Origin of the sequence: Pseudomonas sp. WC2 (assembly GCF_050586545.1) — a bacterium.
GTDB lineage: Bacteria > Pseudomonadota > Gammaproteobacteria > Pseudomonadales > Pseudomonadaceae > Aquipseudomonas.
Map to the genome: position 1 here is coordinate 40,309 of NZ_JBOBDR010000029.1, position 20,661 is coordinate 60,969.

General features: G+C 55.6%; 32 protein-coding genes. 1 reads left to right on the forward strand and 31 read right to left on the reverse strand.

Annotated features, from left to right (window positions below):
* Position 1: 1 nt before the first annotated feature.
* Positions 2-1,399, reverse strand: coding sequence for an MFS transporter (locus tag ACQ4OE_RS25850; RefSeq protein WP_430948369.1), 1,398 nt, complete (start codon positions 1,397-1,399; stop codon positions 2-4).
* Positions 1,400-1,590: 191 nt separating this feature from the next.
* On the opposite strand from ACQ4OE_RS25850, the gene uvrA reads away from it, so the two are divergent.
* Complete coding sequence (uvrA, locus tag ACQ4OE_RS25855; RefSeq protein WP_430948370.1) at positions 1,591-4,425, forward strand: excinuclease ABC subunit UvrA; 2,835 nt, start codon at positions 1,591-1,593, stop codon at positions 4,423-4,425.
* A gap of 65 nt (positions 4,426-4,490) precedes the next feature.
* Here the strand turns inward: uvrA and bfr are convergent, their stop codons facing one another.
* The 30 genes from bfr to rpsJ form a co-directional block, all read right to left on the reverse strand.
* A complete protein-coding gene (bfr, locus tag ACQ4OE_RS25860) occupies positions 4,491-4,958 on the reverse strand; it encodes a bacterioferritin (RefSeq protein ID WP_016983567.1) in 468 nt (155 codons plus the stop codon).
* 149 nt (positions 4,959-5,107) lie between these two features.
* Positions 5,108-6,562 (reverse strand): catalase, encoded by a 1,455-nt coding sequence (locus ACQ4OE_RS25865; RefSeq protein ID WP_430948371.1) that lies wholly within the window; start codon positions 6,560-6,562, stop codon positions 5,108-5,110.
* A gap of 240 nt (positions 6,563-6,802) precedes the next feature.
* Positions 6,803-7,189: a 50S ribosomal protein L17 gene (gene rplQ, locus ACQ4OE_RS25870; protein WP_007918448.1), complete on the reverse strand. Its 387-nt coding sequence runs from the start codon at positions 7,187-7,189 to the stop codon at positions 6,803-6,805.
* Between the two features lie 42 nt (positions 7,190-7,231).
* Entirely contained in the window at positions 7,232-8,233 is a 1,002-nt protein-coding gene (locus ACQ4OE_RS25875) for a DNA-directed RNA polymerase subunit alpha (RefSeq protein ID WP_003186012.1), read from the reverse strand.
* A 22-nt stretch (positions 8,234-8,255) separates the two neighbouring features.
* Positions 8,256-8,876 carry a 30S ribosomal protein S4 gene (gene rpsD / locus ACQ4OE_RS25880; RefSeq protein ID WP_003176404.1) on the reverse strand — a complete coding sequence of 207 codons (621 nt, stop codon included), beginning with the start codon at positions 8,874-8,876 and terminating at the stop codon, positions 8,256-8,258.
* Positions 8,877-8,894: 18 nt separating this feature from the next.
* Complete coding sequence (rpsK, locus tag ACQ4OE_RS25885; RefSeq protein ID WP_002555466.1) at positions 8,895-9,284, reverse strand: 30S ribosomal protein S11; 390 nt, start codon at positions 9,282-9,284, stop codon at positions 8,895-8,897.
* Between the two features lie 30 nt (positions 9,285-9,314).
* A complete protein-coding gene (rpsM, locus tag ACQ4OE_RS25890) occupies positions 9,315-9,671 on the reverse strand; it encodes a 30S ribosomal protein S13 (RefSeq protein ID WP_009045849.1) in 357 nt (118 codons plus the stop codon).
* Between the two features lie 129 nt (positions 9,672-9,800).
* Positions 9,801-9,917, reverse strand: coding sequence for a 50S ribosomal protein L36 (rpmJ, locus tag ACQ4OE_RS25895; protein WP_002555468.1), 117 nt, complete (start codon positions 9,915-9,917; stop codon positions 9,801-9,803).
* A gap of 27 nt (positions 9,918-9,944) precedes the next feature.
* The gene (gene secY, locus ACQ4OE_RS25900; protein WP_077574735.1) at positions 9,945-11,273 is read right to left on the reverse strand and encodes a preprotein translocase subunit SecY; all 1,329 of its coding nucleotides are present in this window, start codon (positions 11,271-11,273) and stop codon (positions 9,945-9,947) included.
* Positions 11,274-11,711, reverse strand: coding sequence for a 50S ribosomal protein L15 (gene rplO, locus ACQ4OE_RS25905; protein ID WP_003228720.1), 438 nt, complete (start codon positions 11,709-11,711; stop codon positions 11,274-11,276).
* Positions 11,712-11,714: 3 nt separating this feature from the next.
* Positions 11,715-11,891, reverse strand: coding sequence for a 50S ribosomal protein L30 (gene rpmD / locus ACQ4OE_RS25910; protein WP_003176408.1), 177 nt, complete (start codon positions 11,889-11,891; stop codon positions 11,715-11,717).
* Positions 11,892-11,893: 2 nt separating this feature from the next.
* Positions 11,894-12,394 carry a 30S ribosomal protein S5 gene (gene rpsE, locus ACQ4OE_RS25915; protein ID WP_064392263.1) on the reverse strand — a complete coding sequence of 167 codons (501 nt, stop codon included), beginning with the start codon at positions 12,392-12,394 and terminating at the stop codon, positions 11,894-11,896.
* Between the two features lie 3 nt (positions 12,395-12,397).
* Entirely contained in the window at positions 12,398-12,748 is a 351-nt protein-coding gene (gene rplR, locus ACQ4OE_RS25920; protein WP_003186037.1) for a 50S ribosomal protein L18, read from the reverse strand.
* Between the two features lie 10 nt (positions 12,749-12,758).
* Positions 12,759-13,292, reverse strand: coding sequence for a 50S ribosomal protein L6 (rplF, locus tag ACQ4OE_RS25925; RefSeq protein WP_003176412.1), 534 nt, complete (start codon positions 13,290-13,292; stop codon positions 12,759-12,761).
* 12 nt (positions 13,293-13,304) lie between these two features.
* Positions 13,305-13,697, reverse strand: a complete 393-nt coding sequence (gene rpsH / locus ACQ4OE_RS25930; RefSeq protein ID WP_016772944.1) for a 30S ribosomal protein S8 — start codon at positions 13,695-13,697, stop codon at positions 13,305-13,307.
* 209 nt (positions 13,698-13,906) lie between these two features.
* Positions 13,907-14,212: a 30S ribosomal protein S14 gene (rpsN, locus tag ACQ4OE_RS25935; RefSeq protein WP_003228726.1), complete on the reverse strand. Its 306-nt coding sequence runs from the start codon at positions 14,210-14,212 to the stop codon at positions 13,907-13,909.
* A 13-nt stretch (positions 14,213-14,225) separates the two neighbouring features.
* Positions 14,226-14,765 carry a 50S ribosomal protein L5 gene (gene rplE, locus ACQ4OE_RS25940; protein WP_003176415.1) on the reverse strand — a complete coding sequence of 180 codons (540 nt, stop codon included), beginning with the start codon at positions 14,763-14,765 and terminating at the stop codon, positions 14,226-14,228.
* A gap of 20 nt (positions 14,766-14,785) precedes the next feature.
* Positions 14,786-15,100, reverse strand: a complete 315-nt coding sequence (gene rplX / locus ACQ4OE_RS25945; protein WP_008081905.1) for a 50S ribosomal protein L24 — start codon at positions 15,098-15,100, stop codon at positions 14,786-14,788.
* Positions 15,101-15,111: 11 nt separating this feature from the next.
* Complete coding sequence (gene rplN / locus ACQ4OE_RS25950) at positions 15,112-15,480, reverse strand: 50S ribosomal protein L14 (protein ID WP_002555479.1); 369 nt, start codon at positions 15,478-15,480, stop codon at positions 15,112-15,114.
* Positions 15,481-15,503: 23 nt separating this feature from the next.
* The gene (gene rpsQ / locus ACQ4OE_RS25955) at positions 15,504-15,770 is read right to left on the reverse strand and encodes a 30S ribosomal protein S17 (protein ID WP_003194644.1); all 267 of its coding nucleotides are present in this window, start codon (positions 15,768-15,770) and stop codon (positions 15,504-15,506) included.
* Positions 15,771-15,772: 2 nt separating this feature from the next.
* A complete protein-coding gene (gene rpmC / locus ACQ4OE_RS25960) occupies positions 15,773-15,964 on the reverse strand; it encodes a 50S ribosomal protein L29 (protein WP_002555481.1) in 192 nt (63 codons plus the stop codon).
* Entirely contained in the window at positions 15,964-16,377 is a 414-nt protein-coding gene (gene rplP, locus ACQ4OE_RS25965) for a 50S ribosomal protein L16 (RefSeq protein ID WP_007896757.1), read from the reverse strand. Before rplP ends, rpmC begins: the two co-directional genes overlap by 1 nt.
* A gap of 12 nt (positions 16,378-16,389) precedes the next feature.
* Complete coding sequence (gene rpsC, locus ACQ4OE_RS25970; RefSeq protein ID WP_003176422.1) at positions 16,390-17,076, reverse strand: 30S ribosomal protein S3; 687 nt, start codon at positions 17,074-17,076, stop codon at positions 16,390-16,392.
* A 13-nt stretch (positions 17,077-17,089) separates the two neighbouring features.
* On the reverse strand, positions 17,090-17,422 hold the full coding sequence (gene rplV, locus ACQ4OE_RS25975) for a 50S ribosomal protein L22 (RefSeq protein ID WP_003103908.1): 333 nt from the start codon (positions 17,420-17,422) through the stop codon (positions 17,090-17,092).
* Positions 17,423-17,433: 11 nt separating this feature from the next.
* On the reverse strand, positions 17,434-17,709 hold the full coding sequence (gene rpsS / locus ACQ4OE_RS25980; RefSeq protein WP_011336172.1) for a 30S ribosomal protein S19: 276 nt from the start codon (positions 17,707-17,709) through the stop codon (positions 17,434-17,436).
* Between the two features lie 16 nt (positions 17,710-17,725).
* Complete coding sequence (gene rplB, locus ACQ4OE_RS25985; RefSeq protein WP_003228734.1) at positions 17,726-18,550, reverse strand: 50S ribosomal protein L2; 825 nt, start codon at positions 18,548-18,550, stop codon at positions 17,726-17,728.
* A gap of 14 nt (positions 18,551-18,564) precedes the next feature.
* Positions 18,565-18,864 carry a 50S ribosomal protein L23 gene (gene rplW, locus ACQ4OE_RS25990; protein ID WP_002555488.1) on the reverse strand — a complete coding sequence of 100 codons (300 nt, stop codon included), beginning with the start codon at positions 18,862-18,864 and terminating at the stop codon, positions 18,565-18,567.
* Complete coding sequence (rplD, locus tag ACQ4OE_RS25995; protein ID WP_007918468.1) at positions 18,861-19,463, reverse strand: 50S ribosomal protein L4; 603 nt, start codon at positions 19,461-19,463, stop codon at positions 18,861-18,863. The genes rplW and rplD overlap by 4 nt, the downstream gene beginning before the upstream one ends.
* 12 nt (positions 19,464-19,475) lie before the next feature.
* On the reverse strand, positions 19,476-20,111 hold the full coding sequence (rplC, locus tag ACQ4OE_RS26000; RefSeq protein ID WP_003228738.1) for a 50S ribosomal protein L3: 636 nt from the start codon (positions 20,109-20,111) through the stop codon (positions 19,476-19,478).
* Between the two features lie 80 nt (positions 20,112-20,191).
* Positions 20,192-20,503 carry a 30S ribosomal protein S10 gene (rpsJ, locus tag ACQ4OE_RS26005; protein ID WP_003186070.1) on the reverse strand — a complete coding sequence of 104 codons (312 nt, stop codon included), beginning with the start codon at positions 20,501-20,503 and terminating at the stop codon, positions 20,192-20,194.
* Positions 20,504-20,661 lie beyond the last annotated feature (158 nt).

Consider the following 20,661-nt stretch of genomic DNA (forward strand, 5'->3'; position numbering starts at 1 on the left):
CCTAAGCGCCGCAAGCAGCCTCGGCCGGGTTGTTCACCAGGCGTTCGAGGGTGTCGCGATCCACTAATTCTTTGTCCAGTTTGATGTAAACAGCCGCTTCGTCAGCAACTATCACTGCATCGGTTACCCCCACGAGGGCCTTGAGACGCTCGACCAGACCCGCTTCGCGGATCGCCTCGGGCGACAACGGCAAGCGCAGGCTCGTCACGTAGGGAGGTTCGCGCATGGTAACAGCAAAGGCCAGCCAAAGTGCAGCCAGCCCGGCACATCCAAGGAACACAACCGACAGACCGCCATGCTGAAACAACCAGCCGCCGAGTATCCCGCCGAGAGCCGAACCGAGGAACTGGCTGGTGGAATACACGCCCATGGCCGTGCCCTTCCCGCCCGCCGGTGAAACCTTGCTGATCAGCGACGGCAATGAAGCCTCCAGCAGATTGAACGCGGTGAAGAACACCACCGTGCCGATCACCAGAGCCCGCAGACTGTCGCCGAACTGCCAGAAGAATAGCTCAGTCAGCATCAACGTCATGACGGCGCCGAGCAAAACTCGTTTCATTTTGCGTTTCTTCTCGCCATAGATGATGAACGGGATCATGGCGAAGAACGAAATCAGCAGCGCGGTAAGGTAGACCCACCAGTGCTGTTCCTTGGGCAAACCGGCTTTTTCCACCAGCGCCAGAGGCAGCGCGACGAAGCTCGACATCAACATGGCATGTAACACAAAGATGCCCAGATCGAGGCGCAGCAGGTCAGGATGCTTGAGCGTCGGCATCAACGCCTGACGCGCCACACCGGATTCGCGGTGAGTCAGCGGTCCAGTGGATTTCGGCACCATGAACATGACGATGACGATGCCCACCAGCGCCATTCCACCGGTCGCGAGAAACAGGCCCGACAGGCCAAACGCGCTTGTCAGCAAAGGCCCGATGACCATGGCCACGGCGAACGACAGGCCAATGGTCATGCCGATCATCGCCATGGCTTTAGTGCGGTGTTGCTCGCGGGTGAGGTCGGACAGCAGTGCCATGACCGCCGCAGAAATGGCGCCGGCACCTTGCAGGATCCGGCCGGCAATCACGCCCCAGATCGAATCGGCCTGAGAGGCCAGCACACTGCCGAGGGCGAAGACGATCAGTCCGAGGTAAATCACCGGACGCCGACCGATACGGTCAGAAATGACCCCGAACGGAATCTGGAAAATCGCTTGGGTCAAACCGTAAGCGCCGATAGCCAACCCGATCAGGGCCGGGGTCGCTCCCGCCAGATCCATGCCATAGGTCGCCAGTACCGGCAACACCATGAACATGCCAAGCATACGGAACGCGAACACCAAGGCCAGACCGCTCGCCGCGCGGGTCTCGCTGCCACTCATGCGTTCGCTGTGGGGATCGTGCATGGAAAAACCTCGTGTGAACCGGCGGCGATTCTACCAGTCCCATCGAAAGACAGGGTAGATCGCGACGCTTTGACGCGTACAGATGAAACACTCTTCATTCAGGGCAAACAACGCTACGCTTGATAGTGTGCATCCATCCAGTATTTGCCCGTATACTCTCACGCTTTCGACGCCCGCCGAGCGAGGCCACTTTGGACAAGATCCTGATACGTGGGGCCCGTACCCACAACCTGAAGAACATCGACCTGACCCTGCCACGGGACAAACTGATCGTCATCACCGGCCTGTCCGGATCCGGCAAGTCGTCCCTGGCATTCGACACACTGTACGCCGAAGGTCAGCGCCGCTATGTCGAATCGCTGTCGGCCTATGCCCGTCAGTTCCTGTCGATGATGGAAAAACCCGACGTCGACACCATCGAAGGCCTGTCGCCGGCGATCTCCATCGAACAGAAGTCGACCTCGCACAACCCGCGCTCCACGGTCGGCACCATCACTGAAATCTACGACTACCTGCGCTTGCTGTATGCGCGAGTAGGTACGCCGCGCTGCCCGGATCACGATATTCCGCTGGAGGCGCAGACCGTCAGCCAAATGGTCGACCTGGTCCTGGCGCAGCCTGAAGGCAGCAAACTGATGCTGCTGGCCCCGGTGATCCGCGAGCGTAAAGGCGAACACCTGTCGGTCTTCGAAGAACTGCGTGCGCAAGGTTTTGTCCGGGCCCGGGTCAATGGCCGCATCTGCGAGCTCGACGAACTGCCGAAACTTGATAAACAGAAGAAGCACTCGATTGACGTGATCGTCGACCGCTTCAAGGTGCGGGCCGATCTGCAGCAACGTCTGGCCGAGTCCTTCGAAACCGCACTGAAACTGGCGGACGGCATTGCCCTGGTCGCGCCGATGGACGACGAGCCGGGCGAAGAGATGATCTTCTCCGCGCGCTTCGCCTGTCCGATCTGCGGCCACGCGATCAGCGAGCTTGAACCCAAGCTGTTTTCCTTCAACAACCCGGCTGGCGCCTGCCCGACCTGCGATGGTCTGGGGGTGAAGCAATTCTTCGACATCAAGCGACTGGTCAACGGTGAACTGACCCTGGCCGAGGGTGCGATACGTGGCTGGGACAGGCGTAACGTCTATTACTTCCAGATGCTCGGCTCGCTGGCTTCGCACTACAAGTTCAGCCTGGAAAAGCCCTTCAACGAACTGACCGCCGAACAGCAGAAACAAATCCTCCACGGCAGCGGCTCGCAGAACGTCGACTTCAAGTATTTGAACGACCGTGGCGATATCGTCAAACGTTCACACCCGTTTGAAGGCATCGTGCCGAATCTGGAACGTCGCTACCGCGAAACCGAATCGGCGAGTGTGCGCGAAGAGCTGGCCAAGTTCCTCAGCACCCAGTCCTGCCCGGATTGCCGTGGCACAAGACTGCGTCGCGAGGCACGGCATGTCTGGGTCGGCGAGAAAACCTTGCCAGCAGTGACCAACCTGCCGATCGGCGATGCGTGCGTTTACTTCGGCGAGCTGAAGATGACTGGCCGGCGCGGCGAAATCGCTGACAAGATTCTCAAGGAAATCCGCGAGCGTCTGCAATTCCTCGTCAACGTCGGCTTGGATTACCTGTCACTGGATCGCAGTGCTGACACGCTGTCTGGTGGCGAGGCGCAGCGGATTCGTCTGGCCAGCCAGATCGGTGCGGGTCTCGTCGGTGTCTTGTACATCCTTGACGAGCCGTCCATTGGCTTGCACCAACGTGACAATGACCGGTTGCTCGGCACGCTCAAGCATCTGCGCGACATCGGCAACACGGTGATCGTGGTCGAGCACGACGAAGATGCGATTCGTCTGGCCGACTATGTCGTCGACATCGGCCCGGGCGCCGGTGTGCATGGTGGCCAAGTTGTTGCTGAAGGCACGCCGGCCGAAGTCATGGCGCATCCGGATTCCCTGACCGGTAAATACCTGTCGGGCCGGGTGAAGATCGAAGTGCCGGCCAAACGCACGCCACGCAACAAAAAGCTCAATCTGTCGCTCAGAGGGGCGCGTGGCAACAATCTGCGCAATGTTGATCTGGATATTCCGATTGGCCTGCTGACTTGCGTCACCGGCGTGTCCGGATCGGGCAAGTCGACGCTGATCAACAATACGCTGTTCCCGCTGAGCGCCACTGCACTCAACGGCGCGACGACCCTGGAAGCCGCCGCGCACGACAGCATCAAAGGCCTTGAACATCTCGATAAAGTCGTCGACATCGACCAGAGCCCGATCGGTCGTACACCGCGCTCCAACCCGGCAACTTACACCGGGCTGTTCACGCCGATCCGTGAGCTGTTCGCTGGCGTTCCCGAGTCACGCTCTCGCGGTTACGGCCCGGGGCGTTTCTCGTTCAACGTCAAGGGCGGTCGCTGCGAAGCGTGCCAGGGCGATGGCCTGATCAAGGTGGAGATGCACTTCCTGCCGGACATCTACGTGCCGTGCGACGTGTGCAAAAGCAAGCGCTACAACCGCGAAACCCTTGAGATCAAATACAAGGGCAAGAGCATCCACGAAACTCTCGAAATGACTATCGAGGAAGCCCGGGTGTTCTTCGATGCGGTGCCAGCATTGGCGCGCAAACTGCAAACATTGATGGATGTCGGCCTGTCGTACATCAAGCTCGGCCAGTCAGCGACCACGCTGTCTGGCGGTGAAGCGCAGCGGGTCAAGCTGTCTCGGGAACTGTCCAAGCGTGATACCGGCAAGACGCTGTACATCCTCGATGAGCCGACCACCGGCCTGCACTTCGCGGATATCCAGCAATTGCTCGATGTCTTGCATCGCCTGCGCGACCACGGCAATACCGTGGTGGTGATCGAACACAACCTCGACGTGATCAAGACCGCCGACTGGCTGGTGGATCTCGGTCCTGAGGGCGGTTCCAAGGGTGGGCAAATCATCGCGACGGGTACACCAGAGGAAGTGGCCGAGATGAAGCAATCTCACACGGGGCATTACCTCAAGCCGCTGTTGATCCGCGATCGGGCTTAAACGCCGGAGATGAAAAAGCCCCTGTCACTTCATCAGTGACAGGGGCTTTTTTGTATCGACTGCAATCAGGAAGCGTGGGACTGCAAGTAGTTCTCGAGACCGATCAGCTTGATCAGGCCCAACTGCTTTTCCAGCCAGTAGGTGTGATCTTCTTCAGTGTCGTTGAGCTGAACCCGCAGGATCTCGCGGCTGACATAGTCTTTGTGCTGTTCACAGAGTTCGATGCCCTTGCACAGCGCAGCGCGAACTTTGTACTCAAGGCGCAGATCCGCTTCGAGCATCTCCGGTACCGTGGTGCCGACATCAAGATCATCCGGACGCATGCGCGGCGTACCTTCGAGCATCAGAATCCGACGCATCAACGCATCAGCGTGACCCGCTTCTTCTTCCATCTCGTGGTTGATTCGCTCGTAGAGCTTGGTGAACCCCCAGTCCTCATACATCCGCGAATGAACGAAATATTGATCACGCGCGGCCAGTTCGCCGGTCAGCAACGTGTTGAGGTAATCGATTACGTCTGGGTGGCCTTGCATCGCCCTACATCTCCCTACTTGAAAGTCTGTAGTTTGAACCAACCTGACTGGAAGGTCACCCGTCACGCGCAATAAAAGCGAAGATATTCTTAGAAAAGCAGCCTAAATAACGCAAAAACCGCCCAAATGAGGGCGGTTCTGCTTCTCGTTTAGACTTCGTTAAGCTGTACGTTGAGCAGCTTTGCGATTGCTTCTCCATACGCCGGATCGGCTTTGTAGAAATGCTGCAACTGACGGTCGACGACATCACTGGAAACGCCAGACATTGCACCGGCGATGTTGCTCACCAGCAGCGCTTTCTGCTCGTCGCTCATCAAGCGGAAGAGCGCGCCGGCGTGGCTGTAGTAATCGGTGTCTTCGCGGTGATCGTAGCGATCAGCGGCACCGCTCAGCGCCAGCGCAGGCTCAGCGTAATGCGGAGCTTGTTTCGGAGATTCGATGTAGCTGTTGGGTTCGTAATTAGGCGCGGCCCCACCGTTGCTGCCGAATGCCATCGAGCCATCACGCTGATAAGTGTTCACCGGGCTGCGTGGCGCATTCACCGGCAATTGCTGGTGGTTGGTGCCAACGCGGTAGCGGTGCGCATCGGCGTAAGCGAAGACGCGACCTTGCAGCATGCGGTCCGGCGAAAGGCCAACGCCTGGCACCATGTTGCTCGGGCCAAAGGCAGCTTGCTCGACTTCAGCGAAGTAGTTGAGCGGATTGCGGTTCAGCTCCAGCTCGCCGACTTCGATCAACGGGAATTCCTTCTGCGACCAGGTTTTGGTCACATCGAACGGGTTCTCGTAGTGCGCTGCTGCTTGGGCTTCGGTCATGATCTGAATGCACACGCGCCATTTCGGGAAGTCACCGCGCTCGATCGCTTCGAACAGATCGCGCTGCGCGTAGTCCGGGTCAGTACCCGCCAAGCGTGCAGCATCGGCCGGCGCAAGGTTTTTGATCCCTTGCTTGGTCTTGTAGTGCCACTTCACCCAGTGACGCTCACCCTTTGCGCTGATCAGGCTATAGGTGTGGCTGCCGAAGCCGTGCATGTGCCGATAGCCGTCAGGAATACCGCGGTCGGAGAACAGAATGGTGACTTGGTGCAGTGCCTCTGGCGAGTGCGACCAGAAATCCCACATCATCTGCGCACTTTTCAAGTTGCTTTGCGGCAAACGTTTCTGGGTATGGATGAAGTCGGGGAATTTCAATGGATCGCGGATGAAGAACACCGGCGTGTTGTTGCCGACGATGTCCCAGTTTCCTTCTTCGGTGTAGAACTTCAGAGCGAAACCGCGCGGATCACGTTCAGTGTCAGCCGAACCCCGCTCACCACCGACCGTGGAGAAGCGCAGGAAGGTTGGGGTTTGTTTACCAACCGTTTCGAACAGCTGGGCGCTGGTGTACTCAGTGATATCACGTGTAACAGTGAAAGTACCGTACGCGCCCGAGCCTTTGGCATGTACACGACGCTCAGGAATATTTTCACGGTTGAAGTGAGCGAGCTTCTCGATCAGGTGAAAATCGTCGAGCAGCAGCGGGCCGCGCGGGCCGGCGGAGCGAGAATTCTGGTTGTCAGCGACAGGAGCGCCACTGGCGGTTGTAAGCGTTTTGATCTGGCTCATACGGTCTTCTTCCTCTGTCAGTCTTGAAACTGCCGGCTAATCGGCTTGCTGGGAAGTATTAATCAACAATGCGACAGCCACAAATTCATTAACTTGCGCACATCGATAGATAATTACTAATTATGATTCCCGGCACATGGTGACAACAGAATGGGGTCAGATACTTGTACGAACAGCGCATTTTGTTTCGGGCACAAAAAACCGGGCACTAGGCCCGGTTCTTCGTTTCAGACTGACGTCTTACTCGGCGGATACAGCTTCGCCAGCAGTAGCACGATCAACCAACTCGACGTACGCCATAGGCGCGTTGTCGCCAGTGCGGAAACCGCACTTGAGGATGCGCAGGTAGCCACCCTCACGGGTAGCGTAACGCTTGCCCAGGTCGTTGAAGAGCTTACCAACGATAGCTTTCGAACGAGTACGGTCGAAAGCCAGACGGCGGTTAGCCAGGCTGTCTGTCTTGGCCAGAGTGATCAGCGGCTCAGCAACGCGACGCAGTTCTTTGGCTTTTGGCAGAGTAGTTTTGATCAGCTCGTGCTCGAACAGCGACACTGCCATGTTTTGGAACATGGCCTTGCGGTGCGAGCTGGTGCGGCTCAGGTGACGACCACTTTTACGATGACGCATGGTTCATTCCTTACCAAACACTACGTTCGGTGATTACGACGATCAGGCAGTCGCCTTGTCGTCCTTCTTAAGACTTGCAGGCGGCCAGTTGTCGAGGCGCATGCCGAGGGACAGACCGCGGGAGGCCAGAACGTCCTTGATTTCAGTCAAGGATTTCTTGCCCAGGTTCGGAGTCTTCAACAGCTCTACTTCGGTACGCTGAATCAGGTCACCGATGTAGTAGATGTTTTCCGCCTTAAGGCAGTTAGCCGAACGTACAGTCAGTTCCAGATCGTCAACCGGGCGAAGCAGGATCGGATCGATCTCGTCTTCCTGCTCGACAACCACTGGCTCACTGTCACCTTTGAGGTCGACGAACGCAGCCAACTGCTGTTGCAGGATGGTTGCAGCGCGGCGAATAGCCTCTTCAGGATCCAGAGTACCGTTGGTTTCCAGATCAATAACCAGCTTGTCCAGGTTAGTACGCTGCTCGACACGGGCGTTTTCCACCACGTATGCGATACGGCGAACCGGGCTGAACGAAGAGTCAAGCTGCAAGCGACCGATGCTGCGGCTTTCGTCTTCATCGCTCTGACGCGAGTCGGCTGGTTCATAACCACGACCACGAGCTACGGTGAGCTTCATGTTCAGGGCGCCGTTAGACGCCAGGTTAGCGATTACGTGATCGGGGTTAACGATCTCGACATCATGATCCAGCTGAATATCGGCAGCGGTAACCACCCCCGAACCCTTCTTCGACAAGGTCAGCGTAACTTCGTCACGACCGTGCAGCTTGATGGCCAGACCTTTAAGGTTCAACAGGATTTCAATTACGTCTTCCTGTACACCTTCGATGGCGCTGTACTCGTGGAGCACACCGTCAATCTCGGCCTCGACTACTGCGCAGCCGGGCATTGAGGACAACAGGATGCGTCGCAGCGCGTTGCCCAGGGTGTGGCCAAAACCACGCTCGAGAGGCTCGAGAGTGATCTTGGCGCGGGTTGGACTGACAACCTGCACATCAATGTGGCGGGGTGTCAGGAACTCATTTACCGAAATCTGCATGGATGCACCTATTTTCTAGCCCTTACTTGGAGTAGAGCTCGACAATCAGGCTTTCGTTGATGTCGGCGGACAGATCACTGCGAGCAGGAACGTTCTTGAAAACGCCCGACTTCTTCTCAGTGTCTACTTCTACCCATTCTACGCGGCCACGTTGGGCACACAGATCGAGAGCTTGGACAATGCGAAGTTGGTTTTTTGCTTTTTCGCGAACTGCAACCACGTCACCAGCACGAACCTGATACGACGGAACGTTTACGGTCTGACCGTTAACGCTGATCGACTTGTGCGATACCAGCTGGCGGGATTCGGCACGAGTCGAACCAAAGCCCATACGGTATACAACGTTGTCCAGACGGCATTCGAGCAGTTGCAGCAGGTTTTCACCGGTTGCACCTTTCTTGCCAGCAGCTTCTTTGTAGTAGCCGCTGAACTGACGCTCGAGAACGCCGTAGATACGACGGACCTTCTGCTTTTCACGCAGTTGGGTGCCGTAGTCGGACTGGCGACCGCGGCGTTGGCCGTGGATACCAGGTGCTGCTTCAATGTTGCACTTCGATTCGATCGCGCGCACGCCGCTCTTCAGGAAGAGATCGGTGCCTTCGCGACGAGCGAGTTTGCATTTTGGACCAATGTAACGAGCCATTCTTTACAATCTCCTGGATTACACGCGGCGCTTCTTCGGCGGACGGCACCCGTTGTGCGGGATTGGCGTCACGTCGGTGATGCTGGCGATCTTATAGCCACAGCCGTTCAATGCACGGACAGCGGACTCACGACCTGGACCTGGACCTTTAACGTTTACGTCGAGGTTTTTCAGGCCATATTCCAGCGCAGCTTGACCAGCACGTTCAGCAGCTACTTGAGCAGCAAACGGGGTGGACTTGCGGGAACCGCGGAAACCCGAACCACCGGAGGTAGCCCAAGAAAGCGCGTTACCTTGACGGTCGGTGATGGTCACGATGGTGTTGTTAAAAGAAGCATGGATGTGGGCGATGCCATCAACCACTGTCTTTTTAACTTTTTTACGAGGACGAGCAGCAGGTTTTGCCATGATTAATTTCCTGTCGATTCGCGTGGGCGATTACTTGCGGATCGGCTTACGCGGACCTTTACGGGTACGCGCGTTAGTCTTGGTACGCTGACCGCGTACTGGAAGACCACGACGATGACGCAGACCACGGTAGCAACCGAGGTCCATCAAACGCTTGATTTTCATGTTGATTTCGCGACGCAGGTCACCTTCAGTGGTGAACTTCGCCACTTCGCCACGCAATTGCTCAATCTGCTCGTCGCTCAGATCTTTGATCTTTGCGGCTGGGTTTACCCCAGTCTCTGCGCAAATTTTCTGCGCAGTAGTGCGACCAACACCATAGATGTAGGTCAGCGAGATAACAGTGTGCTTGTTATCTGGAATGTTAACGCCTGCAATACGGGCCATTCAGTGGGACTCCAATTGACAGCTACCTACGCCCCGGAAGCCAAGAAATAGGGCGCGAGATAATATCGCTGTAATAACAAATAATCAACCCGGCAGCGCACTAGCTGCCGGGCTTCAAGCGGATCACACTCAGCCTTGGCGCTGTTTGTGACGCGGTTCCGCGCTGCAAATTACTCGAACAACACCTTCGCGGCGAATAATCTTGCAGTTACGGCACAGCTTTTTCACCGATGCACGAACTTTCATCACCAACTCCTCGAACCTTATGGGTACTCAGCGCAACATGCCGCTGCCGTAACCCTTCAGGTTGGCTTTCTTCATCAGGGATTCGTACTGGTGCGAAACGAGGTGCGATTGTACTTGGGACATGAAGTCCATCACAACCACGACCACGATCAGCAACGAGGTCCCGCCAAGGTAGAACGGTACGTTTGCTGCAACCACCAGGAACTGGGGCAACAGGCAGACGGCCGTCATGTAAAGAGCACCGAACATGGTCAAGCGGGTCAGAACGCCATCAATATAGCGCGCAGACTGCTCACCTGGACGGATGCCCGGAATAAAGGCACCGGACTTCTTCAGGTTTTCCGCTACGTCTTTCGGATTGAACATCAACGCCGTATAGAAGAAGCAGAAGAAAATAATCCCTGCACTAAACAGCAGAATATTCAACGGCTGACCAGGAGCGATCGACTGCGAGATGTCCTGCAACCAGCCCATACCTTCAGACTGACCGAACCAGGCACCCAACGAAGCCGGGAACAGCAAAATGCTGCTCGCGAAAATAGCCGGAATAACACCGGCCATGTTCACCTTCAACGGCAAGTGGCTAGTCTGCGCCGCGAAGACCTTGCGGCCCTGCTGACGCTTGGCGTAGTGAACAGCAATACGACGCTGACCACGCTCAATGAACACCACGAAACCGATAATCGCTACTGCCAGCAAACCGATGGCAACCAAAGCGAAAATGTTGATATCGCCCTGACGCGCAGACTCGAAAGACTGCCCGATTGCTCTCGGAAGACCGGCGACGATACCCGAAAAAATCAACATCGAGATACCGTTGCCTACACCACGCTCAGTAATCTGCTCACCCAGCCACATCATGAACATCGCACCAGCCACAAAAGTGGATACCGCGACGAAATGGAAGCCAAAGTCACCAGTGAACGCAACACCCTGCCCCGCCAGACCAATGGACATGCCAATAGCCTGAACGAGAGCGAGGATGACGGTGCCGTAGCGGGTGTACTGGCTGATCTTGCGACGGCCAGCTTCACCTTCCTTCTTCAACTGCTCCAGCTGCGGGCTGACGGCTGTCATCAGTTGCATGATGATCGATGCCGAAATGTACGGCATGATCCCCAATGCAAAGATGCTCATCCGTTCCAGCGCGCCGCCGGAGAACATGTTGAACAAGCTAAGAATGGTCCCCTCATTCTGTCGAAACAGGTCTGCGAGTCGGTCCGGGTTGATACCTGGAACCGGGATGTGTGCGCCTATTCGGTAGACGATAATCGCCAGGAACAGAAAACGCAGACGAGCCCAAAGTTCAGACATACCGCCTTTGCCGAGCGCAGAGAGAGCACCTTGCTTAGCCATTTATTCCTCGAACTTGCCGCCAGCTGCTTCGATAGCCGCACGCGCACCTTTGGTGGCGCCGATTCCCTTGCCGATAGTGACAGCGCGAGTCACTTCACCGGACAGCATGATTTTCACACGCTGTACGTTGACGTTGATCACGTTGGCATCTTTCAGGGACTGCACGGTGACGATGTCGCCTTCCACTTTAGCCAGCTCGGACAGACGCACTTCTGCGCGATCCATGGCTTTCAGGGAAACGAAACCGAACTTCGGCAGGCGACGATGCAGCGGCTGTTGACCGCCTTCAAAGCCTGGAGCAATGGTGCCACCGGAGCGGGAGGTCTGACCTTTGTGGCCACGGCCACCAGTCTTACCCAAACCGCTACCGATACCACGGCCCGGACGATGCTTTTCACGACGGGAACCCGGCGCTGGACTCAGATCATTGAGTTTCATCGATTAACCCTCGACACGCAGCATGTAGTAAGCCTTGTTGATCATCCCGCGATTCTCGGGAGTATCCTGGACTTCTACAGTGTGACCGATGCGACGCAGACCCAGACCCTTAACGCACAATTTGTGGTTAGGGATGCGGCCGGTCATGCTTTTGATCAGCGTTACTTTAACGGTAGCCATGATCAGAAGATCTCCTTGACAGTCAGACCACGCTTGGCAGCGATGGACTCAGGAGATTGCATAGCTTTCAGACCCTTGAAGGTGGCGTGAACCACGTTTACCGGGTTAGTCGAGCCATAGCACTTGGCCAGAACGTTCTGAACGCCAGCAACTTCGAGGACAGCACGCATAGCGCCGCCAGCGATGATACCGGTACCTTCAGAAGCAGGCTGCATGTACACCTTCGAAGCGCCGTGACCGGACTTCATTGCGTACTGCAGGGTGGTGCCGTTCAGGTCAACTTGAATCATGTTACGGCGAGCAGCTTCCATTGCCTTCTGGATCGCAGCAGGCACTTCACGTGACTTGCCACGGCCGAAGCCAACACGCCCTTTACCATCACCAACCACGGTCAACGCGGTGAAAGTGAAGATACGGCCGCCTTTAACGGTTTTGGCTACGCGGTTAACTTGAACCAGCTTCTCAATGTAGCCTTCGTCGCGCTTTTGGTCGTTATTTGACATAACTTAGAACTCCAGCCCAGCTTCACGAGCAGCATCAGCCAGCGCTTTAACGCGGCCGTGGTACTTGAAGCCAGAGCGGTCGAAAGCCACTTGCGAGACGCCAGCGGCCTTAGCACGCGTAGCGACCAGCTGGCCAACCTTTGTGGCCGCGTCGATGTTGCCAGTGGCACCATCACGCAGTTCTTTATCCAAAGTCGAGGCACTTGCCAGGACCTTGTTGCCGTCGGCCGAGATGACCTGGGCGTAGATGTGCTGCGACGAGCGGAACACGCAGAGACGCACGACTTCGAGTTCGTGCATTTTCAGGCGTGCTTTGCGAGCGCGACGCAGTCGAGTAACTTTTTTGTCGGTCATTTGCTATGCCCTACTTCTTCTTGGCTTCTTTACGACGGACGACTTCGTCCGCGTAGCGCACACCTTTGCCTTTGTACGGCTCTGGTGGACGGAAGTCGCGGATCTCAGCGGCCACTTGACCTACCAGCTGCTTGTCGATGCCCTTGATCAGGATATCGGTCTGGCTAGGAGTCTCAGCGGTGATGCCTTCCGGCAGTTCGTAATCCACTGGGTGCGAGAAGCCAAGGGCAAGGTTCAGAACCGTGCCTTTTGCTTGCGCTTTGTAACCAACACCGACCAGCTGGAGCTTGCGCTCGAAGCCTTGGCTTACGCCTTGGACCATGTTGTTTACCAACGCACGCGTGGTACCGGCCATTGCGCGAGTTTGTTGATCGCCATTGCGAGCAGCGAAACGCAGCTCACCAGCTTCTTCAACAATCTCAACGGACGAATGGATGTTCAGTTCGAGAGTGCCCTTGGCACCCTTCACCGAAAGCTGTTGGCCTGCGAATTTTACTTCGACACCGGCTGGCAGCTTAACGGGGTTCTTAGCGACGCGAGACATGCTTATCCCCCCTTAGAACACAGTGCAAAGAACTTCGCCGCCGACACCGGCAGCGCGCGCAGCACGATCCGTCATCACACCTTTGTTGGTGGAGACGATAGACACGCCAAGACCGCCACGAACTTTCGGCAGATCTTCAACGGACTTGTACTGACGCAGGCCTGGACGACTAACGCGCTTCACTTCTTCGATAACCGGACGGCCTTCGAAGTACTTCAGCGAGATGGACAGCGACGGCTTAGCGTCGGTGGTGATCTGAAAATCCGCGATGTAACCTTCGTCCTTCAGGACTTTTGCTACAGCAGCCTTCAACGTGGAAGACGGCATGCTTACGACAGACTTTTCAGCCATCTGGGCATTACGGATTCGAGTTAGCATGTCCGCTAACGGGTCCTGCATACTCATGGGCTAGACGCTCCTAATACAGAAAAATTAGCCTTGCGGCTACTACTTGTCGCCGAGAACTTCCGGGCATGAAAAACACGGGCTCAGGCGAGCCGGTCATTCTAGACACACCCCAGAAATGAATCAAGCCCCAAAAGGGGCTTGATTCAGATTCAAGGCCACCGATGGTCAGGTTCTTGCGAACCCGAACATCGAGACTTTGATAGCAGTTACCAGCTGGCTTTAACCAGACCTGGTACGTCACCACGCATTGCAGCTTCACGCAGCTTGTTACGGCCAAGGCCGAACTTGCGGTAAACGCCGTGCGGACGACCAGTCAGGCGGCAACGGTTACGCATGCGCGAAGCGCTTGCGTCACGTGGTTGCTTCTGCAGAGCTACGGTAGCTTCCCAACGTGCTTCTGGACTTGCGTTCAGATCAACGATGATAGCTTTCAGCGCTGCACGCTTGGTGGCGTACTTGGCAACAGTGAGCTGACGCTTCAGCTCACGGTTCTTCATGCTCTTCTTGGCCATTTTCCTACTCCAATCAGTTGCGGAACGGGAATTTGAAAGCACGCAGCAGAGCGCGGCCTTCATCATCGTTCTTGGCAGTGGTGGTCAGGGTAATGTCCAGACCGCGGAGAGCATCGATCTTGTCGTAGTCGATTTCCGGGAAAATGATCTGCTCTTTCACGCCCATGCTGTAGTTACCACGACCATCGAAGGACTTGGCATTCAGGCCGCGGAAGTCGCGAACCCGAGGCAGGGAGATCGACAGCAGACGATCCAGGAACTCATACATACGCTCACGGCGCAGAGTCACCTTGACGCCGATCGGCCATCCTTCACGGACTTTAAAGCCAGCGATGGATTTACGAGCGTAGGTCACAACGACTTTTTGGCCGGTGATCTTTTCCAGGTCAGCAACAGCATGCTCGATGACTTTTTTGTCACCAACAGCTTCGCCCAGACCCATGTTCAGGGTGATTTTTGTAACGCGTGGAACTTCCATCACGTTCGAAAGCTTAAGTTCTTCCTTAAGCTTCGGTGCGATTTCCTTCCAGTAAATCTCTTTTAGTCGTGCCATGGTCTTCTACCTAGCAGTGTTCAAGCATCAACCGCTTTTTGGGTCGACTTGAAGACACGAATTTTCTTGCCGTCTTCTACTTTGAAACCAACGCGATCAGCCTTGTTGGTTTCGCCGTTGAAAATGGCGACGTTAGAAGCGTCCAGTGGAGCTTCTTTTTCGACGATACCGCCTTGCACGCCCGACATCGGGTTTGGCTTGGTATGACGCTTAACCAGGTTCAGACCGCTAATAACCAGACGGTTGTTAGCGAGAACCTTGAGCACCTTACCGCGCTTACCTTTGTCTTTGCCGGCGATCACGATGATCTCGTCGTCACGACGAATCTTTTGCATGTCGGATCTCCTTACAGCACTTCTGGGGCGAGCGAGACGATCTTCATGAACTTCTCAGTACGAAGTTCACGGGTCACTGGCCCAAAGATACGGGTGCCGATCGGCTCTTGCTTGTTGTTCAGAAGAACAGCAGCGTTGCCATCAAAGCGGATAATGGAGCCATCAGCACGACGTACGCCGTGACGAGTGCGGACTACAACAGCAGTCATCACTTGGCCTTTTTTCACTTTACCGCGAGGAATTGCTTCCTTCACGGTAACTTTGATGATGTCACCGATACCAGCGTAACGACGATGGGAGCCACCCAGCACCTTGATGCACATAACACGGCGAGCGCCGCTGTTATCGGCCACATCGAGCATGGATTGAGTCTGAATCATATAATTTCTCCGACCCCTAGTCCTTAGACTTCCACAGCGCGTTCGAGAACATCAACCAGCGCCCAAGACTTGGTCTTGGCCATAGGACGAGTTTCACGAATAGTGACTTTGTCGCCGATGTGGCACTGGTTGGTTTCGTCGTGCGCGTGCAGCTTAGTCGAACGCTTAACGTATTTACCGTAGATCGGGTGCTTTACGCGACGCTCGATCAGTACGGTGATGGTTTTGTCCATCTTGTCGCTGACAACACGGCCAGTCAGCGTACGGACAGTTTTTTCGGCTTCAGCCATGATCACTTACCTGCCTGCTGGTTGAGCACAGTCTTCACGCGAGCGATGTCACGTTTAACTTGCGAGAGCAGATGAGACTGCCCCAACTGGCCAGTTGCTTTCTGCATACGCAGATTGAACTGGTCGCGCAGCAAGCCGAGCAGTTGCTCGTTCAGCTGCTGTGCGGATTTTTCACGAAGTTCATTCGCTTTCATCACATCACCGTCCGTTTAACAAAGGCGGTGGCGAGCGGCAGCTTTGCAGCAGCCAGGGCAAAAGCCTCACGCGCCAGCTCTTCAGAAACACCCTCGATTTCATACAGGACTTTGCCTGGCTGAATCTGGGCAACCCAGTACTCCACACTACCCTTACCTTTACCCATCCGAACTTCGAGGGGCTTTTTGGAAATAGGCTTGTCCGGGAATACACGGATCCAGATCTTACCGCCACGTTTAACGTGACGGGTCAGAGCACGACGCGCTGACTCGATCTGACGAGCGGTGAGACGACCACGAGCTACAGACTTCAGCGCGAACTCGCCGAAGCTGACTTTGCTACCGCGCTGAGCCAGACCACGGTTGTGGCCTGTCATCTGCTTGCGGAACTTCGTACGCTTAGGTTGCAACATTTGGCGTACCCCTTACTTAGCAGCTTTTTTACGAGGCGCTGGTGCTTGTGGTTTCAGCTCTTCTTGGCGACCACCAATTACTTCGCCTTTGAAGATCCAAACCTTTACACCGATCACACCATAAGTGGTGTGAGCTTCGTAGTTGGCATAGTCGATGTCGGCACGCAGGGTGTGCAATGGCACACGACCTTCGCGATACCATTCAGTACGTGCGATTTCAGCACCGCCGAGACGACCGCTCACTTGGATTTTGATGCCTTTGGCACCAATGCGCATGGCGTTCTGAACTGCGCGCTTCATAGCGCGACGGAACATTACACGACGCTCCAGCTGCTGAGCTACGCTCTGCGCAACCAGCATACCGTCGAGCTCCGGCTTGCGGATCTCTTCGATATTGATGTGCACAGGCACACCCATTTGCTTGGTCAGGTCCTGACGCAGTTTCTCAACATCTTCACCTTTCTTCCCGATAACGATACCTGGACGAGCGGTGTGGATGGTGATACGTGCAGTTTGGGCCGGACGATGGATATCGATACGGCTTACGGACGCGCTTTTTAGTTTGTCTTGGAGATACTCACGCACTTTCAGATCTGCGAACAAGTAGTCCGCATAAGTCCGACCGTCTGCGTACCAGACGGAGGTGTGCTCCTTGACGATTCCCAGGCGAATGCCAATGGGATGTACTTTCTGACCCATCTCTTCGACTCCGTTACTTGTCAGCAACCTTGACAGTGATATGGCAAGACCGCTTGACGATGCGATCAGCACGGCCTTTGGCACGTGGCATGATGCGCTTCAGCGAACGCCCTTCGTTGACGAAAACGGTGCTGACCTTCAGGTCATCAACGTCTGCGCCTTCGTTATGCTCGGCGTTGGCTACGGCCGACTCCAGCACTTTCTTCATGATCTCGGCGGCTTTCTTACTGCTGAAAGCCAACAAGTTGAGCGCTTCGCCCACCTTCTTCCCGCGGATCTGGTCGGCGACCAAGCGGGCTTTCTGGGCGGAGATTCGAGCGCCCGACAACTTAGCGGCTACTTCCATTTCCTAACCCCTTAACGCTTGGCTTTCTTGTCAGCCACGTGCCCGCGATAGTTGCGGGTACCGGCGAACTCGCCCAGTTTGTGGCCGACCATGTCTTCGTTAACGAGAACTGGGACGTGCTGACGACCGTTGTGTACTGCGATGGTCAGACCGACCATTTGTGGCAGGATCATCGAACGACGCGACCAAGTCTTAATTGGTTTGCGATCGTTCTTTTCCGCCGCCACTTCGATCTTCTTCAGTAGGTGAAGATCAATAAAAGGACCTTTTTTCAGAGAACGTGGCACTGTCGTATCCCTCTATTTACTTGCGACGACGGACGATCATTTTGTCGGTACGCTTATTACCACGAGTCTTCGCGCCCTTAGTCGGGAAGCCCCATGGCGATACCGGATGACGACCACCAGAGGTACGACCTTCACCACCACCATGTGGGTGGTCAACCGGGTTCATGGCAACACCACGAACGGTTGGGCGAACGCCACGCCAGCGCTTGGCACCAGCTTTACCCAGCGAACGCAGGCTGTGCTCGGAGTTCGAGACTTCGCCCAGGGTCGCACGGCATTCAGCCAGGACTTTACGCATTTCACCGGAACGCAGACGCAGGGTAACGTAAACGCCTTCACGAGCGATCAGCTGAGCCGAAGCACCAGCGGAACGAGCGATCTGTGCGCCTTTACCTGGCTTCAGTTCGATGCCGTGTACGGTAGAACCCACTGGGATGTTGCGCAGTTGCAGAGCGTTGCCTGGCTTGATTGGAGCCAGAGCGCCTGCGATCAGCTGGTCGCCAGCACTCACGCCTTTAGGGGCGATGATGTAGCGGCGCTCGCCGTCTGCGTAGCAGAGCAGTGCGATGTGAGCAGTACGGTTTGGATCGTATTCGATACGCTCGACAGTGGCGACGATGCCATCTTTGTCGTTGCGACGGAAATCGACCATACGATAATGCTGCTTATGACCACCACCGATGTGACGTGTGGTAATACGGCCATTGTTGTTACGACCACCAGTCTTCGATTTTTTCTCGAGCAGCGGTGCGTGAGGAGCGCCTTTATGCAGCTCCTGGTTGACCACCTTGACCACAAAACGGCGGCCAGGGGAAGTCGGTTTGCATTTAACGATTGCCATGATGCACCCCTTCCTTACTCAGCACTGCTGCTGAAATCGAGATCTTGGCCTGGCTGAAGGGAGATAACTGCCTTCTTCCAGTCATTACGCTTGCCCAGACCGCGAGCAGTGCGCTTGCTCTTACCCAGAACATTCAGGGTAGTGACGCGCTCTACTTTCACGCTGAACAGGCTTTCGACGGCCTTCTTGATTTCCAGCTTGGTTGCGTCAGTAGCAACCTTGAAAACGAACTGGCCTTTCTTGTCTGCCAGAACCGTAGCCTTCTCGGAAACGTGCGGGCCAAGCAGAACTTTAAATACGCGTTCCTGGTTCATCCCAGCAGCTCCTCGAATTTCTTCACGGCCGACACGGTGATCAACACCTTGTCGTATGCGATCAGACTAACTGGATCGGAACCTTGAACGTCACGTACATCTACGTGCGGCAGGTTACGAGCAGCCAGGTACAGGTTCTGATCAACAGCGTCCGACACGATCAAAACGTCGGTCAGGCTCATGTTGTTCAGCTTGCCCAGCAGATCTTTGGTTTTCGGAGTTTCAACAGCGAAATCCTGAACCACGACCAGACGATCAGTACGCACCAGCTCAGCAAGGATGGAACGCATTGCTGCGCGATACATCTTCTTGTTCAGCTTCTGGGAGTGATCCTGTGGACGTGCTGCAAAAGTGGTACCGCCGCCACGCCAGATTGGGCTACGGATAGTACCGGCACGAGCACGGCCAGTACCTTTCTGACGCCATGGGCGCTTACCGCCACCACGAACGTCGGAACGGGTCTTTTGCTGCTTGGTACCTTGACGGCCGCCGGCCATGTAGGCCACGACTGCTTGGTGAACCAGCGTCTCGTTGAATTCGCCGCCAAATGTCAGTTCGGAAACTTCGATCGCTTGAGCGTCATTTACATTTAATTGCATGTCAGCTTCCCCTTAACCGCGAGCCTTGGCTGCTGGACGTACAACCAGGTTGCCGCCAGTAGCGCCAGGAACAGCACCCTTGACCAACAACAGATTGCGTTCAGCGTCCACGCGCACTACTTCCAGGGACTGCACGGTCACGCGCTCAGCGCCCATATGACCGGACATTTTTTTGCCCTTGAATACACGACCAGGAGTCTGGCACTGGCCGATAGAGCCTGGGACGCGGTGGGATACGGAGTTACCGTGGGTGTTATCTTGCCCGCGGAAATTCCAACGCTTGATCGTACCCTGGAAGCCTTTACCTTTGGACTGACCGGTTACATCAACCAGTTGACCAGCGGCGAAGATTTCAGCGTTGATCAGATCGCCAGCCTGGTACTCGCCTTCTTCAAGACGGAATTCCATGGTAGTGCGACCAGCGGCAACGTTCGCTTTAGCGAAGTGGCCAGCCTGAGCTGCTGTTACACGCGAAGCACGACGCTCGCCGACAGTGACTTGCACTGCACGATAGCCATCGGTCTCTTCAGTTTTGAACTGGGTGACGCGATTCGGCTCGATCTCAATGACCGTGACCGGAATGGAGACACCTTCTTCGGTGAAAATACGGGTCATACCGCATTTACGACCGACTACACCAATAGTCATGTTGTAAACCTCATGAGTGTACGGGGCTTTCACCCGCTATGGCCGCCCATTTCAGAGCGTTACACGACTAAGACCGAGTCTTAGCCGAGGCTGATCTGCACTTCCACACCGGCCGCAAGATCAAGCTTCATAAGAGCATCAACGGTTTTATCCGTTGGCTGGACGATGTCCAGAACGCGCTTATGAGTGCGGATTTCGTACTGGTCGCGCGCGTCTTTGTTGACGTGCGGAGAAACCAGAACGGTGAACCGCTCTTTACGGGTAGGCAGTGGAATTGGACCACGCACTTGAGCACCAGTACGTTTCGCGGTTTCCACGATTTCCTGGGTTGATTGGTCGATCAGGCGATGGTCGAAAGCCTTCAACCTGATACGGATTTGCTGATTTTGCATTGGATTTCAGACTCCGGCTGCTATTCCCACCGAGCGCAATACGCCCGTTAAAAGGAGGCGCAATTCTATAGACGCCCCAGATAGGTGTCAACCCAATAAAAAAGCCCCCGCTGAGCGGGGGCTTTTTCAAAGCATCAAGCAAACTCTAAAAAAGAGAA

Bases quoted from the DNA above. Each gene is read 5' to 3' on its own strand.
- ACQ4OE_RS25850 (WP_430948369.1), bottom strand. From the start codon at position 1,399: ATGCACGATCCCCACAGCGAACGCATGAGTGGCAGCGAGACCCGCGCG.
- bfr (WP_016983567.1), bottom strand. From the start codon at position 4,958: ATGCAAGGCCACCCAGACGTAATCGATTACCTCAACACGTTGCTGACC.
- ACQ4OE_RS25865 (WP_430948371.1), bottom strand. From the start codon at position 6,562: ATGAGCCAGATCAAAACGCTTACAACCGCCAGTGGCGCTCCTGTCGCT.
- rplQ (WP_007918448.1), bottom strand. From the start codon at position 7,189: ATGCGTCATCGTAAAAGTGGTCGTCACCTGAGCCGCACCAGCTCGCAC.
- ACQ4OE_RS25875 (WP_003186012.1), bottom strand. From the start codon at position 8,233: ATGCAGATTTCGGTAAATGAGTTCCTGACACCCCGCCACATTGATGTG.
- rpsD (WP_003176404.1), bottom strand. From the start codon at position 8,876: ATGGCTCGTTACATTGGTCCAAAATGCAAACTCGCTCGTCGCGAAGGC.
- rpsK (WP_002555466.1), bottom strand. From the start codon at position 9,284: ATGGCAAAACCTGCTGCTCGTCCTCGTAAAAAAGTTAAAAAGACAGTG.
- rpsM (WP_009045849.1), bottom strand. From the start codon at position 9,671: ATGGCCCGTATTGCAGGCGTTAACATTCCAGATAACAAGCACACTGTT.
- rpmJ (WP_002555468.1), bottom strand. From the start codon at position 9,917: ATGAAAGTTCGTGCATCGGTGAAAAAGCTGTGCCGTAACTGCAAGATT.
- secY (WP_077574735.1), bottom strand. From the start codon at position 11,273: ATGGCTAAGCAAGGTGCTCTCTCTGCGCTCGGCAAAGGCGGTATGTCT.
- rplO (WP_003228720.1), bottom strand. From the start codon at position 11,711: ATGAAACTCAATGATCTGAGTCCAGCGCCGGGTTCCCGTCGTGAAAAG.
- rpmD (WP_003176408.1), bottom strand. From the start codon at position 11,891: ATGGCTACCGTTAAAGTAACGCTGATCAAAAGCATGACCGGCCGCATC.
- rpsE (WP_064392263.1), bottom strand. From the start codon at position 12,394: ATGTCAAATAACGACCAAAAGCGCGACGAAGGCTACATTGAGAAGCTG.
- rplR (WP_003186037.1), bottom strand. From the start codon at position 12,748: ATGACCGACAAAAAAGTTACTCGACTGCGTCGCGCTCGCAAAGCACGC.
- rplF (WP_003176412.1), bottom strand. From the start codon at position 13,292: ATGTCTCGCGTCGCTAAGAACCCCGTTAAGCTGCCAGCCGGTGTCGAA.
- rpsH (WP_016772944.1), bottom strand. From the start codon at position 13,697: ATGAGTATGCAGGACCCGTTAGCGGACATGCTAACTCGAATCCGTAAT.
- rpsN (WP_003228726.1), bottom strand. From the start codon at position 14,212: ATGGCCAAGAAGAGCATGAAGAACCGTGAGCTGAAGCGTCAGCTCACT.
- rplE (WP_003176415.1), bottom strand. From the start codon at position 14,765: ATGGCACGACTAAAAGAGATTTACTGGAAGGAAATCGCACCGAAGCTT.
- rplX (WP_008081905.1), bottom strand. From the start codon at position 15,100: ATGCAAAAGATTCGTCGTGACGACGAGATCATCGTGATCGCCGGCAAA.
- rplN (WP_002555479.1), bottom strand. From the start codon at position 15,480: ATGATTCAGACTCAATCCATGCTCGATGTGGCCGATAACAGCGGCGCT.
- rpsQ (WP_003194644.1), bottom strand. From the start codon at position 15,770: ATGGCTGAAGCCGAAAAAACTGTCCGTACGCTGACTGGCCGTGTTGTC.
- rpmC (WP_002555481.1), bottom strand. From the start codon at position 15,964: ATGAAAGCGAATGAACTTCGTGAAAAATCCGCACAGCAGCTGAACGAG.
- rplP (WP_007896757.1), bottom strand. From the start codon at position 16,377: ATGTTGCAACCTAAGCGTACGAAGTTCCGCAAGCAGATGACAGGCCAC.
- rpsC (WP_003176422.1), bottom strand. From the start codon at position 17,076: ATGGGTCAGAAAGTACATCCCATTGGCATTCGCCTGGGAATCGTCAAG.
- rplV (WP_003103908.1), bottom strand. From the start codon at position 17,422: ATGGAAGTAGCCGCTAAGTTGTCGGGCGCTCGAATCTCCGCCCAGAAA.
- rplB (WP_003228734.1), bottom strand. From the start codon at position 18,550: ATGGCAATCGTTAAATGCAAACCGACTTCCCCTGGCCGCCGTTTTGTG.
- rplW (WP_002555488.1), bottom strand. From the start codon at position 18,864: ATGAACCAGGAACGCGTATTTAAAGTTCTGCTTGGCCCGCACGTTTCC.
- rplD (WP_007918468.1), bottom strand. From the start codon at position 19,463: ATGCAATTAAATGTAAATGACGCTCAAGCGATCGAAGTTTCCGAACTG.
- rplC (WP_003228738.1), bottom strand. From the start codon at position 20,111: ATGACTATTGGTGTAGTCGGTCGTAAATGCGGTATGACCCGTATTTTC.
- rpsJ (WP_003186070.1), bottom strand. From the start codon at position 20,503: ATGCAAAATCAGCAAATCCGTATCAGGTTGAAGGCTTTCGACCATCGC.